The following is a 15,494-nucleotide window of genomic DNA, read 5'->3' as shown; positions in this document are numbered from 1 at the left end:
CAAAACCTTGAAAGGATTGTTGGGAGTGTCGCTTGAACTTGAGGAGTTCTCTATCAAACAAGTATTTATAGATAGCTTAATGAATGAATCTCTTATGGGATTGCAGGCCATACCAAAAAGCGATTTGCATAACCACGCTGGACGCGGAGGGACGATTGAATATATTGGCGAATGGGCTAATGTTAGCATTCAACCGCCGACAGAGCCGTTTCAATCGTTGCATGGAATGCAGAGCTGGTTTGATGAAAATGTGAAACGACATTGCCCCGGTATTCAAGGCTATTTAAAACGTATCGAAGCTTCCTTTGTACAGGCGGCCGAGGATCACATTGAAAGATTGGCGTTAAGCTTTGGGTTAGATGAGATTGATGCTTTGGGGGGGATGGAGCCATTTTCGCGGATAATGAATGACTTTCATCGTTGTTATGCTCCCCGAACGAAGTTTTTGCCGGAACTGGCTTTGGATCGAGCCTGCAATGTAGATGAAGTATACGGACGTCTGGATGCTATATTGGCTTGCCAATGGTTCCGGTCGATCGATATCTGCAATGATGAATTTGCTCAACCTATTGCATGCTTCAAATCTATATACAGAGCAGCAAAAGCTGCGGGACTGACTCTAAAAGCTCATGTGGGGGAGTTTGGTACCGCTGATGATGTCATGGAGGCCGTCGAGGAGTTGGAGCTTCAGGAGATCCATCATGGGATTGCGGCAGCCAGCTCACCTCAGATCATGAGATGGTTGTCCGAGAATCATATTCAATTGAATGTTTGTCCGACTAGCAATATTATGCTTGGTGTGGCTGAGAGCTATGGTACCCATCCCATTCGTAGTCTATATGAATATGGAGTCCCGGTGACCATAAATACCGATGATTTGTTGATCTTTAACCAAAGTGTTTCTCAGGAATATATGAATCTTTACAAATCCGGTTTGATGACACCTGAAGAGCTTAACGAAATTCGTCTGACAGGTTTAAAAGATACCATGAAAAGCCCGACCGTGTGAGGTCGGGCTTTTGTCTATGCGATTGTATAGCTCTATTTTGCATGCTCGTCTGGCTGATGAATACCAAAAATATTCCCTTCGGTGTCAATGTAATATCCTTGCCACGCCATTCCAGGCAGTGCATACTTTGGCAATGCGAGCTTGCCTCCAAGATTAAGAATTTTTGTTTCAGTAGAATCGTAGTCTTCTACTCCCATAGTACATGCATAACCATTCATAGCCTGACCGGGTTGGGGGGAAGCGCCTTGACGTTGCATCAAAGCCCCGTTGATTCCGGGTTCATTTGCATCGCCTGTCACAGCTCCCAAATAAGGCATTCCAGCATAATCACTCCAATCCTCAAACGTCCATCCAAATACCTCGCCATAAAACTTCTTAGCACGTTCCATGTCATCTACATGAATTTCGAAATGAACTAGTCGGCCCATGATTTCCTCCTATGGTTTGACTTCCTACATTTTTTATTATTATACTATCCTTTTTCACTAAAAATATAAAATTTAATTGAAAATTTTTTGTGGTCTGTGCGAGGCTAGGGTGACATAAAAAACCGTGACTACACTCGTAGAAGCTTATGTTGCGTTATCTTCGGACAGGGGTTCGACTCCCCTCGCCTCCATACTGAAAATCCACAACCGAATCCGGATGTAGGCTTTAATTTTAGACTAGTGGGAACACTTCGGTTTTATCAATGACGTAGTCAAGTCTTGGTCTGTTGCAGTTGATGAACAAGATCATAAATAACGGTATGACTCAACGCGGGTATATTGGGAAAAAGATTGGTTTCATCTCTTGAATTCTTATTCATACACGAATAGTTAAAAAACCTCATTCTCTTTATCTTCTACTAATAAAAAATCAAGAGAATGTGTAGTTATGCTTGAGCGTGGCGATTGGTTTATTGAAGGATGAAAATCATCTAAATTACTCGAGAATAAAGAACCGGCCATGATGGCCGGTTCTTTTGATTGGATGTGTCTTGAATATAAAGTTATGAACTGGCAGCGACGTTAAGCTAACGGGCAGGATAGTGCGATTTTTTGCTAAATTGATCCACATACGGTTGACGCTCACTCATTGATTCCTATTTTTTCGATCATGAAAGGCAGTAGTTGTAACATAATCATCCATCCGTTTTATTTTATTCTTTACAATCAATTTGTATCTTATAACAAAAAATAAAGATTTGTCGAATGTTGTCTTTTTATATTCGAGCATATTTCGCATCAGGTGTGTATGTACTACATAGTGTACATTCCGTACATAATGATTCACATGGAGGTGAGGAGGGGTGTATATCGATGATTACATTCATTTCTACCACGATGAGCGGTTGCAGAAAAAACTAAACAGCCTTAGCCCGACGAAAGTACGAGCTAAGGCAGCTTAATCATTTTATTCTGATGTCTACTGACGGGGGTCAGTTCAGACTCGGTGCTCTTTTACCATTAAATTATTTAGCTGTTTTAAATTGACTGCGCATGTCTTGGAACACATCAGACTCAGCGTTCTCGGATGGGGCAAAACCCAAGGTAACTTTATTATCGGTAATCAGCACAATCATTTCTTTATCGTTTGCCGATTGAATGAGTACTAATGATCCTTTTGAGTCTTCGTCATCATATGGCACAGATTCTGCAACCTTCGGATCCTTCAGCTTCTGGTCATCCGGAACCCCTGACTTAGCCCCAATGCGGAATTTACCTTGCATATCAGGGTGCACATTCTCCTCAACAAACTTCATTCTGTCCTCTTTCGTTCCATTGAAGTAGTCCGTGATATAGGATAATGCCAGCTTCTCATCCGAAGATCGTTTCTCCGAATCCGCAGCATTATTACTTGAGCATCCAGATAATATAATCACTGCGGCGAATAAAATAGATAGAAATTTTGTGAAGTTCTTCATGTTTTCCCCCTTGGAATAATATAAAAGTACATTCGTTAGTCTATCAGGCATAGGAAGGATTTGGTAGTAAAATTCAGGATGTTTTAATTCATTAAGTATTATTTTGAAAAAAATGATAGATATGAAAGATTTGTGTATAAGTTAAGTTTAAGGCTTTCTCACTACAATAAATGTCTGAAGTGGGTCTAGGCTGTACACAAAATCATCAGGACCAGTCCTAGCCTAAAGTCTAGCTTCAGATACCCCCTAAGACGGTTATGTCAGGCGAATAAGGCGGATATAATGGATTTATAACTCAGAGCGTGACTTATGAAGCCAAAGGAGTGTTTGAATATGAAGGCAATAGAAACGACTGCAATGGAGCGGGCAGGTAAGGTGAATTGGGTGCTTTTTAATCCAAAAACCTATGCAACGATCCTCTATTTATTGCTATCTCTCCCGTTAGGGATTATTTATTTTACAGTAGCGATAACGGGACTTGCACTATCAATCGGTTTAACTCCAATATTTATCGGAATACCGCTGTTTTTTGGAGTAGCTAAGCTGTTGAATGGGATTGTGAATTTTGAACAAAGCATGATTAGACAAATTTTAGGTTTACCTACTCCTCCTGTTTCGTATACCTACAATCGACAGTCTGAAGCTGGGCAGAACTGGTTGATGCGAATGATGAGAGGTTTTGACGGGGGGCTATTCATTCGAAACCTGCTGCTCGTATTACTAAGATTTGTAACAGGCATTGTATTCTTTGTTATTATGGTAACGGTGATTTCACTAGGACTAGGATTTATTGCTCTTCCAGTCGTGCATATCATTTTGATGAATGAAATGCAGCTTGATATTTTAGAGAATAGCTTGTTTAGTTATTTTCATATAGATTGGACCTATAATCAGCAATATTTGCTGTACGTAGGAGTTGGCCTTGTACTTTTTTGGGTCGCACTTCGCGTCGTGAATGGGCTCATGCAAATTCAGCGCAGAATCATGTATGTGGATGAGCCATATCAGCAGCCGTCAGTGCCAGTGGAAACACAAATACATGCGACGGTTCAGCCGCAATATTATGAGTACCAAGAGGATCAGCCTACTCAAGGGATGATGCAGCCAGCCTATAGAGAGATTTAGAGAGCTATAGAGAGCTATAGAGAGCTATAGTGAGCTTTAGAAGCTCTCTTTTTTTAAAATCCACTACTTGATGCGTGATTTATTTGGACAACTGAAGAGCTTAACGAAATTCGTCTGACAGGTTTAAAAGATACTATATGAAAAGCCCGACCGTGTGAGGCCGGGCTTTTGTCTATGCGATTGTATAACTCTATCTTGCATACTCGTTTGGCTGATGAATACCAAAAATATTCCCATCAGTATTGCTCGTGTCTTGCAGTTCTGAACCCAATAATAAACTGATTGATTCGTTACACTCCAAATTGTCTTACCAACAAGCAAATAATCCCCCCAAATGAGATTTCCAGATTCTCTGGGAATTCTAATAACCATCTTTAATTAATTCAACAGCTCTCTCAACATACTCGTCTCTGCCTTCCATAATTCCTTCAATGGTTGGATCAAGACGAATATCAGGCTGCACTCCTATTCTTTGCGTTGGTTTTTTCTCTGGATAAAATATACCGATTCCACTTATTGTAGTTTTTATATTTCCTGGAAGAGTAATTCCAAATACATTACCATCAGCTCCAGCAGTTGGCCTCCCAAGAACTATTGAATTTTCTGTTTTTCTCAGCAACATCGTTGTAAACTCACCGTTACTAATAGTATGTTCATTGATTAAAATCACGACTTTCCCTTTATAAACCTCGTCATCTGTATCTTGAGGCTTCTCTGAGGCAAGAGGCTCAAAATAATATTCACCCGGTATTGCAGGATTAGGAAGCGACGCTTTGGCAAACTCTTTTTCAGAAGGGATCAGATATTTGGCTAATTTATAGTCAAGTGCGCTAGAAGGGTAGTTTCTAAGATCAACAATCAGACCTTTAGTGTTCCACCATTTTTTCATGATTTTATCAATCTCGCCTTCTTCCAACAGACCGGCATTAATATAGAAGATTTCTCCGTTCTCCATTGCTTGTGATTTCGTATCAACAAGGAAATTAATCTCTTGTAGGTTGCTCGTCGCACTTATATTCATCGTTTTTCCCTGTCGGATTAAGGTAACGTCCATATTCTTTTGATGAGTTCGGAATAATGCTTTAAAGAAATTAATTGCCGTGTCTTCTCGAGATTGTGAGATGTATTTTCTTCTATCTTCTAATAATTCATCGATACTATTGTCGCCAACTTTTAATACAATGTCTCCGACCTTAAGTCCACATTTGTTAAATACTTTACTTATAACAATCTGATTGTTAATTTCGACAAAGTTTACGGGTAGCCGATAAATTCCAAAATATTCAGTAATTGACTCTCTATTTTTGCCCGTCAAATAAACATGAGAATCATGTATTCTAGATGTCAGTTCTGCTAAGGTCATGAAATAGGAATCATAATCAGACCCGTCTATTATTTTTGGGATAAACTCCAGAAGCACTCGATCCCAATCCTCTCCGATGACATCTTTATAAGGAAAGTAATATTCGATAATATTCCAATAGCGGAATAAACCAAGCAACCTGTAGCCTGTATCATCAAATTTCATACTAGTATAAGAGCTTTCATTATGCATAATCGCAAAGGGTGAATCACCATTAAAACTAACATATGCATTTTTTCGTTCTGAAATGTTAGAATCCAAAAGCTTTGATAATTCAAGACTCAGATCTGTTCCGAGATATTCCTTGTCCTTGGACCAATCTGTAGTTGGACTGAGCTGTATAGAATCTTCGGAAAACCGGTTTAGCTGTTCAAGATCCCCGGGAACGGTCTCATTACCTAGCGTATGAACCCACTCATAGAGAATTGAGTTCACATCCGAATTTTCTTCTAAAATAGAAGGCATCACCCGAAATAGCTCATAATCCCAATTTATATCCCCAGATACAACCTTAGGATGGTAGTATTTCACCAGTCCCCATACCTTACTGAGCTTAGCAAAATCCTCGATCTTTTGTTCGGAAATATCAGAAAATTCCAGTATACTTCCTTGGTCAAATTCTTGGTCCTTCTTTACTTCAGTCTGATGAACCTCTTGTGACGCAGAACATCCTGTGATGATAATGAAAATAAACAATAAACTAAGAAAAATTATCAAAATCCTGCACTTTTTCTTATTATCTTCTTTCATCTACTCACCCGCCTTTATCATAAAATCTAATTGGATCTTTTAACCTATTTAATTGCAGCAAATGGAATTTTTACAAATTGTCCGTATTATTACTTAGTTTACCATGAAATTCACTTTCATTGGAATTCATTCATCGTGATATGAAAAAAGGAGCGCTGATGCGCCCCTAAAATATTCTTACATTTCTATAATGAAGTATTACTTTTCATCCTGAAGCATATCAATCCTGCCCTTTCCAACAGTGCTGCCTATGGGCGAAAGAAACTGGTTGGGAATTAAGAAAACTTACGAAGCTGATATCTATCGTAATAGGCGCCAAAGTCTGGGAAGTTAAAACATAAATGGTAAGGACCCTAAAGATCAATTGAGAAATAGGTGGTCTCACATTAGGTGAGAAACTAAATACAATATCCGATATAACTGTTTTTGGTTTGGTAATATAAAAATGAGAGTGGAATTCCTAAATGCTGGTGATGCAATATATTCTATGTACGAAGTTCGAGGTAACGGAACATAAAAGAACTGAGCACAGTTGGGGCCGCTATAGCTGTCAGCAGGTTGTTGTTAAAAATTTTTCCTGCGGGTAGGGGATTTGCACCTTCATTACCATTGTCTGCACTTTTAACGGGAGATGCTGTCAATCAAACTAACTGTAAGTGTCACTGGGGGTTTTGAAGATTTTGAATCCAATCTTTTGGGGATGAAAGCAATTTTAACGCATTGGATTTATCAAATACCGGGAAAGGATATTAAACCATTTCAATTATTGGAGTACAGTAGAGATGGCAATTCATTTTTGCAAGATTAAAAGTAATCAAAAAGTTGAAAGATGTTGATCAGTTCAGACAGTTGTGTCAGGATATCGCGGACGTTTTGGAAATGGAAGATAATTGGATAACCTCTTGAGAGGTTGAAAAGATAGGCTAATACTTATGTATTGTAAGCCAAGCCACATACGAGTATAACAACTCCAAGTGGTTTTTCTTTTTCGTAGCGATCTGGAAAAATGTCAATGACCACCAAGAGATTACTCAAGCAGTGCTAGTGCAATTGAAAAAGTGATAGTGCTAGATGGCGAGATTATATTATCATATTTTTTTTGCGTACTTTACCCCAGACTCCCCTCGCCTCCACCATCATGAACACCATCCGCATGAGGATGGTGTTTTTGCTGTTGTTACAAATTTTCTTTGTTATAATTATATATGAGATAATTTGGTAATGCAGGATCTTCGCTCATGCGATCGGATTAAATATATTAACTGTAGATTGGCTGGTGAATCTGAATGAGTGAAAAATTCTGGTTAGTGGTACAATTTCCAATGAAAAGTGCCAAAGGCAGTCAACGTGACCACTGGTTAAGAGATAAAGTAATGGAATACTTGGAGATCTCTCTAGCAGATGCTAACTTAGGCTATGTCGATGGATCAGATATGGGGAAATGCATTTCCGACCCAAAAAAGTATGCTCTTAATATATTTTGTGTTGTTACGGAAGAAGAACGGAGTATTACCTTGGTGAAAAGAGTTTTAAGAGATAGCAGGCTTGATTATACTCGTATAAAAATCGCTACAATGCCCTATGGAAAAGAAGAAACATATACTCTGAAATATGCATATAAGAAGGGCGTTACCGATTTTTCACTATAGTGTGGCATTGTGTCTGTGAGCATGAGAATCATATGTTTCATAAATAAAAGATAAGAAAAATGACTACAGAAAAATTCTGTAGTCATGAAAATCTGAATACTAAGGAATGACTTTCCATACGTCGGCTCCACCCGGAGTTTCACCTAGAGTCCACCATTTAGCTTCATAGTTTACACCGTTATAGGTTACTTTGCTGCCACCAACATAAACAGTGGATGCATCCCAGGCTGGGTAGGTGACAGGTGCGCTAGGTGTAGTTACATTGACAATATTGCTAGCAACGGATACATTACCAGCAGCATCAACAGCCTTTACAGTAAAGGAGTAAGGCGTATTTGGTGACAGACCAATAACAGTGTATTCAAGCGTTGAACCAGAAACCGTAGCGACTAATGTCGAGCCTTGGAACACTTGATAGCCTGTTACACCCACATTGTCCGTTGAAGCATTCCACATTAAAGGAACTGTAGTAGATGTAATTGTACCCATCACATGTAAGCTTGTAGGAGCTGAAGGAGCCTGAGTATCAGGACCTTCTACGGCTTGTGTGGTGAAGGATACAGAATTGCTAGCCGGTGATACGTTCCCGGCAGCATCTACTGCTTTAACAGTAATGTTATAGGTTGTATTAGGTGTTAAGCCTGTTAGATTGTAATTCAGTGCACTTGTGGAAGCGATTTGGGTTGAACCGTTAAAAATACGATAATTCGTAACGCCTACATTATCTGTGGCAGCATTCCAAGAAATTGTTGCACTAGTGGTTGCAACATTGGAAGCTGTTACTCCTGTAGGAGCAGTTGGCGCTGTGGTATCTGGATTTCCATCACCGGAGAAGTTAACATCGATAACGTTATAGAATGCATTTCCTGTGTCCGCAATTTCCCAAACAGCGAGAATGACTTGATATCCCGTTCTGTTCGGTACGTTACAAGTGTCGGAATAGGTATTTGACGGCGTACCTTTATACGGTACATTACAGAAAGGAGTTAAGTCGAAGGATGCACGAGTTAATGGTGCATTCGGGTCCCAATCCTGCTTGGTAATGTAGTATTTCCAGCTAGCTGTTGCATGAGGTACTTTTAACTTCCAGTCAAAAGTCGTTTGTCCAGGTGAAATGTTTACTTTTGTCCAACGAGTTTCGGATTGCTGATCAAGTGGAGCGAACAAGCCGTTAGCACTTGCAATTTTACCATCGGCTGGACCTGCTGCCGGGAATCCTTTGGCTGCTTCTAAGCTATACGGTTCATAAATAATAAGTCCACAATTCGTATTGATTCCTCTTGCACATAAATCCGCACGGCTGGAAGGATTACTTACATATCCGTGAGCGGATGCTTTGGACTCGAATAAGAATAGAGCCATAAAAGCGAGCGTCATCAATAGACCGCCGGCGAAAACCTTCTTAATTAGCCCAGAATTAGGAAAACTTAGGGTTGACATCAAAAAACTCCTCCTCTTTTCGATAAACTATGCACGAAGAACCAAACGATCATTCGTACCTTGATTGCATAACGACGTACTTCCTTACCTCCTTCCAGGTCAATATGTATGCTCAATAAGTGAACATAAATAACTAATTTTTTGGGTAATAAATGATTGTGTTGGTGAATAAGAGGTTATTGCTGACGTAGGTAGTAAAATAAATGTTGATGTTGGATAATGTGTTTTTTTGAATTGATCTACACTAAGATGCGAAGTGGAATGAGAATATACTCGATTTAAATAAAAAAACGCTCATCTATTCGCTTAAAATTTTATTTGAGGTGTTTGATGAGAATCCTAACGGAGTTTTCGCAGATTCAATTGATGAGTTTTTAAAAATGTTCAGTTAAAAATCGTGAACATCTAGACCTGAAAGAGGTTTTACATTTGTGACATATGTCATCGAAAACATAAATTTAAATTTTGAATAATATGGATAGGAACGATTATAGAGGGAATCATTTACAAAGGGGGCATGAGAACGTTGGCAGTTAGCCGTGAGGTCGTGGAGCAAGATTATGTTATTGAGCAAGTGAGGCAGTTATTTCAATGCACGGTGTTATGGTGTGAAGGGCGTGCATGCTTAGAGTATGAAAGCAAGGAAGAATTAGACAAAATATCCGACTACGTAAAAGCCAATTTTGATAAAGACCTGCTGGATGTGTTTTTTACGGCAGTTGAAAGCCTTTCGCAGGATGCTTAGAAGTTAATACCATTAACGCCCATATGAGAGATAGAAAAATTCAAATGGAGTAGAGAAGTAACGGACTGCAGGATGATTAGGAAAATGCTATTGGGGTTCGACTCCCCTCGCATTCATTTATACCATTAGAAAAGCGACTATGATAGGTCGCTTTCTTGCGTTTTTCGGCTTTTTTGAAATTTATCTTCACATTTACACTCAGGTTATCTATCATCGCGTCTGAAATGTCGTTAGCTTTTATATTTGCTCCGAAAAATACCCCGGAGCTACACGGTCTCCGGAGTGTTTTGTTCGATGAATAGCTAAGGGCAGCAGATTGTGAATGACGTGGACTTCTAATGATAGTTGTCAGATTCATTTTCCGTGTATTTGCCATTGCTGTCATGCAGCGCTTGTTTCCGGCGATCATTGCGGGCCTGTTGCTGCTGTTGGGCCTCCTGGCTGTTCACGGGTGCCGCATCCAGATCTTTCACCGTGTTGATTAGGTTCTTGTCCGGTTGGTTTGTGCTCAATTGAAAGGTCCTCCTTGTTTACTGGAATAGGTTGTGCAGTCTATTATGTGCTGGCTGCAGTGTGGCTATTCGTGCTGTATTTCTACAGAAAACCTAAGGATACATCACAGATAGAATTTGAGCAGAAAATACGACGTGAAAGACGGATGCTACATCACTAAATAATCGTAGCATCACACTCCGGCGGATTGTGGGTTTGCATAGTCACGGTTCGCCTCCATACATATTAAAATAAAACCTACTCAGTAAGCGGGTTTTTGTCGTTTAAGGGACGCCTTTGCTATCTTGTAGAATTACTACTCCTAAAGGATAAACTAATATATTGAAATAATAGGAGGGATCTTCCTGTATTTTGTCGAATTATAGTCTCTTTTTTTTGAGTTTTCTCACATAAGGTGTTTAATTAAACGTTTGAGTGAAAAAAGCACTAAGGTTCGGACAGGGGTACGACTCCTCTCGCCTCCACCATGTAAATCCACAACCGCATGAGGTTGTGGATTTTTGCTGTATGTCTATAGAAAGATTTGTTAGAATGTACGTATGCTATAGAGAATCTCCGTCCCGAAGTTTTAGATGCTTTCTTTGCGGTGTATAAGCCCGCGGCAAAAATCATATACGACGATGCGAGCGAGTGAGTGAGTTTATGAAAGTTTCAATAGAAGAGATCAGTAAAGAGCAGGAAGAGGAAATTCTTATCAGGTGCCATGAGGTAAATAACAAAATATACGAAATCGTAAACAAGCTAAAGTTGGAAGACCTCATTTTTCTAGGATATCACAATGATAGGATTCACCGTCTAAAAATTAGCGATATTTATTATTTCGAGGCCGTTGACGGGAAAGTTTTTATTTATTGCAAGGATGAGATTTATGAGGTGAAGCACAAGCTCTATGAGTTGGAGGAGTTATGCAAAGGAAGGAAATGTTTTCGCACATCCAAATCAACGATTTTGAACATGGCCAAAATTTCATTCGTTCGTCCATCGTTAAGCGGCAGATTTGAAGCAGTGCTTGATAATGGGGAACGTGTTGTCATATCGAGGCAGTATGTGCCGGTACTTAAAAATATGCTTGGATTGTGAGAGGAGGGGCGACAATGAGGCTGAATGAACCGGTTAAAAAGGTGAGTCAAAATTTCTTAGTCATCTTCGCATCCATCATCATTGTTATAACGATATTGCGACAATTTTTATATCCCGATATGGCTTTCGATTTGAAGTCGATTTATATAATCATGGCCTTTTCATTTATAGGTGCGCTGGCGGGATTTATTTTGAATTCTTCTATCAACATAAGCGAGAAGAATATGCGTATCAGAATGGCAATTCACTTTATTGCTTTAGAAACGATATTGATCTCCCTTGGAGCTATTCTTGGTATTGCCAATAGCACATCAAGCATACTCATTTTAGCATTGCAAATAGCGGTGATCTATGCTGTCGTTCGTCTGCTCTCATGGAACAACGATAAAAAAGTGGCTGATCAAATTAACGAGGGACTAAAATCATTGAAAGAAAAGGGTGGTGAGCTTTAGAGCTTACCGCCCTTTTTTGTGCAACTTAACGGGCTGTAGATACAGCTTATTGATTTTCTATATACATCATTTCCGCGGTTTTGTATGCTGAATTCACAAAATAACTAGTAAGAAACAAAAAGGAGAAACTGCCGTGGGAACAATATTATTTTTTATCGCATTGATTTTCGAAATTGCTTTCACCGTGTACTGTATTGTAACGAAGCAGAACCATCTAAAGTTTAGGAATTGGGTGAGAATTGTTGCTTTCGCAGCATTTGTAATTCTCGTATTTTCATCGGTAATCGTCTGGAGTTTCCGCTGGGTATTGCTTGCAGCACTGCTTGTCATACTAGCGGTAATCGGAACGGCTTCCCTTATTCGCAATAAAGCGAGTAACCGTGATTACAAAACCTCCCGTATTGTCGTAAAAGCAGTCATGATGACATTATTGTTGATACTTGTATTTGTACCTGCACTTGTTTTTCCGCAGCATAAACTGCCAAAAGTTACGGGCCAATATGAAGTCGCAACTGCAACATACACTTACATAGACAAAAACCGCATCGAGGAATTTGCCGATACCGGTAAGAATAGGTTTGTTAATGTACAATATTGGTATCCCGAAAATGCCGATGGAACACATCCGCTCTTGGTATTCTCACATGGAGCTTCTGGTATTAAGACAAGCAATGACTCTACTTTTAGGGAGCTTGCAAGTCACGGGTATGTCGTATGTTCCATTGATCATCCTTATCATTCTTTTTATACAGTTTCAGACGATGGGTCGTTTACCTTAATCAATTCGGATTATAAGATGGAAGTCGATAATGCCAACAAAGAGGGCATTTACACAAGGGAGCAGTTTTATGGGCTCATTCAAAAATGGATGAAACTGCGAACGGACGACATGAATTTTGTCATTGATACAATCATTGAAAAATCCCGAAACGATACGGCCCCTGTTTATCAACATATCAGTAAAGATAAAATAGGTGTTTTCGGGCACTCCATGGGCGGCGCGGCAAGCGTTTGGATCGGCCGAGATCGTAAAGATGTAAGTGCGGTTGTCAATATTGATGCCCCGTTTTTTAGCGAGCTTGCTTATAACAATGAGACTGGTAATTTAGCGGCAAGTGGCAAAGCTTACATGACCCCAATCCTTAACATTTATTCTGACGATGTTTGGAAACAGCTTGGAAGTAACTCTACTTATGCGGCAAACTACACCGCAGACAAAAACTTCATGGAAGCATATACCGTTCATTTTCAAGGTGCAAAGCATTTAAGCCTCACCGATTTACCGCTTTTCTCTCCTCTGCTCGCAAATATGCTGCAGGGTGGAAAAGCAGCTATTGACTCATATTACTGTATAGAAACGGAGAATGAACTTATTCTTAAATTCTTTGATTATACATTGAAAGGCACTGGGCGCTTCACAGCCGAAGGAACCTACGGATCAAGGTAAACAACTTACTTTGCTGCGGCGAATTGTGGATTTGTTGATCCACGGTTCGCCTCCACCAGTGAGTAAGGAGATGCATACGATGATTCGAACCTTTGAACCTATAAATGCCTTGCATAAGATAGTGGACTATATCTGGGTCGTAGACTTCGACTTTCCCGCTGATGACAACAGAGAAGATATTATTATGCCGCTGGGGCATATCAATATCATTTTCAATTATGGGTCTGCTTATAGGCTGGTGGGAGAAGACCAGGAAATGGTGATCCCCAATACGGTTGTGATTGGTCAAATGAAAAGGGCGAAACATGTTCGATATGGACAACAGCTGTATCAAATCGGGATTTCATTAACTCCGTTAGGGTTTATACAATTGTTTCATGTGTCCAGCCTCGAATTGACAGAGCGAATCGTACAGGCTATCGATGTGGACCCTGATCTAGATGAACTGTACCGAATGATGATGAGATCTAAAGATGTGGAGCAACATATCCCGGCAATCAATCATTATTTGCTACAAAAATTTGCGTTGAATAAAAAGGATACTGGTCGCATAGAGAAAATGCTTACATATGTAGAACGAGAGTATGAAAACTTGAACATTGTGAGTATGGCGAATTTTTTTGGTATTTCAGTAAGTACGTTGGAGCGTTTCTTCAAAAAACATGTCGGACTGACCCCAAAGGTCTATGGAGATATTGTGAAGTTCAGAAAACATGTTGAGGATGAAGGATTGAGGAAGGATATGCAGTATCGTTACTATGATCAGTCTCACCTCATCAAAACATCCAAGAAATTTGCAGGCAAAACCGTCAAAGAGTTAGAGAAACTGCCACATGAGTTAACCCTTCGTTATGTATGGCATGGTCAGAAGTGATGAACGCCTGATCATAGATGCTGATTTTTTACAATACACGTTCTTTTCTTCCTGTTAATCTGGAGACACTAATAGATGAGAGGAAGAGATAACGATGCAGAACATCATGATCATGGCAAGTTTAGTAGTGTTTTTAAATGTAACATTGTTGGCGATATTGGTTCCGGGAGGACCGATTGAGAATAGAGATTTTTCAAAATTAAAAGGGGTTGTATTTTGGGGGTTTAATCTGTTTCTTATCTTACTTGGAATTACGTCGTTCATCGCGTGCTATCTCTTGTTGATATCACATTCTCATGCCATTTTCATCACGCAAATCATCGCTGTTTTATACTTTATCGTGTACATTATCGACTTAGCTGGTATTTTTCCGAAATCACCGACTAAAATGTCTAAGCCGCTTACGCTTTTCGAAATAATTAACACATCAATGGCTGTATTTCTCTTTCTCTTTGTGACGGCGATTGGGCATGTTGGATCGTGAGGACGGAGCCTTGTACGTTGTCCTTTACGGTTTCGGCAACGCCCAAAATGGCATTCACCATGTTGGAACTTACGTCTTCAGCTAAAAATCATGAACACCTAGACCGAAAGAGGTCTGGGTGTTCTTTTTTTAAAATAGTGAGGTAGTATTATAAAAATCAATAGTGGCAGAAATTTCTGATTTTGTTGATAAATAATGCATGTGTGTAATTGGTTGTAAAGCGAGTTTTATATCCTATATGGCGACTCTACCAAAGAGTTAATTAGCAAAGATTTTGTAGCATTATTTATAAATGGATCTATAATAAAAAATGCCAATTTGATTTCTGAAAGTGATAGAACTTTACTACCTATTAGGATTATAACCGAAAATTTAGGCGCTCAAATTAAATGGAACTCTAAAACAAGAAAAGTTACTATTATTGATGCAGAAAATACGATCGAATTATTTATGGGTCATAAAAATGCCAAAATAAATGGTAAAAAATTTGATTTAGATGTTGCTCCTATCAGTTGATGGATTATCAGGCTGCCATTCAAAAGGAATTAACTTTAGAGAAGGCGTTAGATCAAATGGTAGAGCTTTTACTTGTGGGTATAGTTAGGGTAAATGAATAAGCAATGATAAATCTTCAGGAGGGGCACTGTGTGTTCAGGG

Annotated in this window: 15 protein-coding genes; 10 read left to right on the top strand and 5 right to left on the bottom strand. The window is 39.4% G+C overall.

Features of this window, described 5'->3' with window-relative positions:
- The first annotated feature begins 79 nt into the window (after positions 1-79).
- Entirely contained in the window at positions 80-1,009 is a 930-nt protein-coding gene (locus tag B9N86_RS27975; protein WP_210190622.1) for an amidohydrolase family protein, read from the top strand.
- 32 nt (positions 1,010-1,041) lie between these two features.
- Here B9N86_RS27975 and B9N86_RS27970 read toward each other — a convergent pair whose 3' ends face one another.
- The gene (locus B9N86_RS27970; protein ID WP_208916372.1) at positions 1,042-1,437 is read right to left on the bottom strand and encodes a VOC family protein; all 396 of its coding nucleotides are present in this window, start codon (positions 1,435-1,437) and stop codon (positions 1,042-1,044) included.
- 1,025 nt (positions 1,438-2,462) lie between these two features.
- Entirely contained in the window at positions 2,463-2,915 is a 453-nt protein-coding gene (locus B9N86_RS27965) for a hypothetical protein (protein ID WP_208916370.1), read from the bottom strand.
- 333 nt (positions 2,916-3,248) lie between these two features.
- Here B9N86_RS27965 and B9N86_RS27960 point away from each other — a divergent pair, with 333 nt between their 5' ends.
- The gene (locus B9N86_RS27960; RefSeq protein WP_208916368.1) at positions 3,249-4,040 is read left to right on the top strand and encodes a sensor domain-containing protein; all 792 of its coding nucleotides are present in this window, start codon (positions 3,249-3,251) and stop codon (positions 4,038-4,040) included.
- A gap of 361 nt (positions 4,041-4,401) precedes the next feature.
- Here the strand turns inward: B9N86_RS27960 and B9N86_RS27955 are convergent, their stop codons facing one another.
- Positions 4,402-6,153 (bottom strand): S41 family peptidase, encoded by a 1,752-nt coding sequence (locus tag B9N86_RS27955; RefSeq protein WP_208916366.1) that lies wholly within the window; start codon positions 6,151-6,153, stop codon positions 4,402-4,404.
- Between the two features lie 1,286 nt (positions 6,154-7,439).
- On the opposite strand from B9N86_RS27955, the gene B9N86_RS27950 reads away from it, so the two are divergent.
- Positions 7,440-7,802, top strand: coding sequence for a hypothetical protein (locus B9N86_RS27950; RefSeq protein ID WP_208916363.1), 363 nt, complete (start codon positions 7,440-7,442; stop codon positions 7,800-7,802).
- 99 nt (positions 7,803-7,901) lie between these two features.
- Here the strand turns inward: B9N86_RS27950 and B9N86_RS27945 are convergent, their stop codons facing one another.
- Positions 7,902-9,242: a lytic polysaccharide monooxygenase gene (locus B9N86_RS27945; RefSeq protein ID WP_208916361.1), complete on the bottom strand. Its 1,341-nt coding sequence runs from the start codon at positions 9,240-9,242 to the stop codon at positions 7,902-7,904.
- Positions 9,243-9,759: 517 nt separating this feature from the next.
- Between B9N86_RS27945 and B9N86_RS27940 the strand changes: the two genes are divergently transcribed.
- Complete coding sequence (locus B9N86_RS27940) at positions 9,760-9,987, top strand: hypothetical protein (RefSeq protein ID WP_208916359.1); 228 nt, start codon at positions 9,760-9,762, stop codon at positions 9,985-9,987.
- Positions 9,988-10,322: 335 nt separating this feature from the next.
- Here B9N86_RS27940 and B9N86_RS27935 read toward each other — a convergent pair whose 3' ends face one another.
- Positions 10,323-10,499 (bottom strand): hypothetical protein, encoded by a 177-nt coding sequence (locus B9N86_RS27935; protein WP_208916357.1) that lies wholly within the window; start codon positions 10,497-10,499, stop codon positions 10,323-10,325.
- A gap of 643 nt (positions 10,500-11,142) precedes the next feature.
- On the opposite strand from B9N86_RS27935, the gene B9N86_RS27930 reads away from it, so the two are divergent.
- The 6 genes from B9N86_RS27930 (at position 11,143) to B9N86_RS27905 (ending at position 15,353) form a co-directional block, all read left to right on the top strand.
- Positions 11,143-11,580, top strand: a complete 438-nt coding sequence (locus tag B9N86_RS27930) for a LytTR family DNA-binding domain-containing protein (RefSeq protein ID WP_208916355.1) — start codon at positions 11,143-11,145, stop codon at positions 11,578-11,580.
- A gap of 14 nt (positions 11,581-11,594) precedes the next feature.
- The gene (locus B9N86_RS27925) at positions 11,595-12,032 is read left to right on the top strand and encodes a DUF3021 family protein (protein ID WP_208916353.1); all 438 of its coding nucleotides are present in this window, start codon (positions 11,595-11,597) and stop codon (positions 12,030-12,032) included.
- 133 nt (positions 12,033-12,165) lie between these two features.
- Complete coding sequence (locus B9N86_RS27920) at positions 12,166-13,479, top strand: alpha/beta hydrolase family protein (protein WP_208916351.1); 1,314 nt, start codon at positions 12,166-12,168, stop codon at positions 13,477-13,479.
- Between the two features lie 79 nt (positions 13,480-13,558).
- Positions 13,559-14,353: a helix-turn-helix domain-containing protein gene (locus B9N86_RS27915; RefSeq protein WP_208916349.1), complete on the top strand. Its 795-nt coding sequence runs from the start codon at positions 13,559-13,561 to the stop codon at positions 14,351-14,353.
- 94 nt (positions 14,354-14,447) lie between these two features.
- Positions 14,448-14,837 carry a DUF8051 family protein gene (locus B9N86_RS27910; RefSeq protein WP_208916347.1) on the top strand — a complete coding sequence of 130 codons (390 nt, stop codon included), beginning with the start codon at positions 14,448-14,450 and terminating at the stop codon, positions 14,835-14,837.
- A gap of 231 nt (positions 14,838-15,068) precedes the next feature.
- A complete protein-coding gene (locus B9N86_RS27905) occupies positions 15,069-15,353 on the top strand; it encodes a copper amine oxidase N-terminal domain-containing protein (RefSeq protein ID WP_425298627.1) in 285 nt (94 codons plus the stop codon).
- Positions 15,354-15,494 lie beyond the last annotated feature (141 nt).

This window comes from Paenibacillus uliginis N3/975, assembly GCF_900177425.1.
GTDB classification, from domain to species: domain Bacteria; phylum Bacillota; class Bacilli; order Paenibacillales; family Paenibacillaceae; genus Paenibacillus_AQ; species Paenibacillus_AQ uliginis.
Note: the sequence above shows the minus strand (reverse complement) of the source record. Positions and strands in the feature narration are given on the sequence as shown.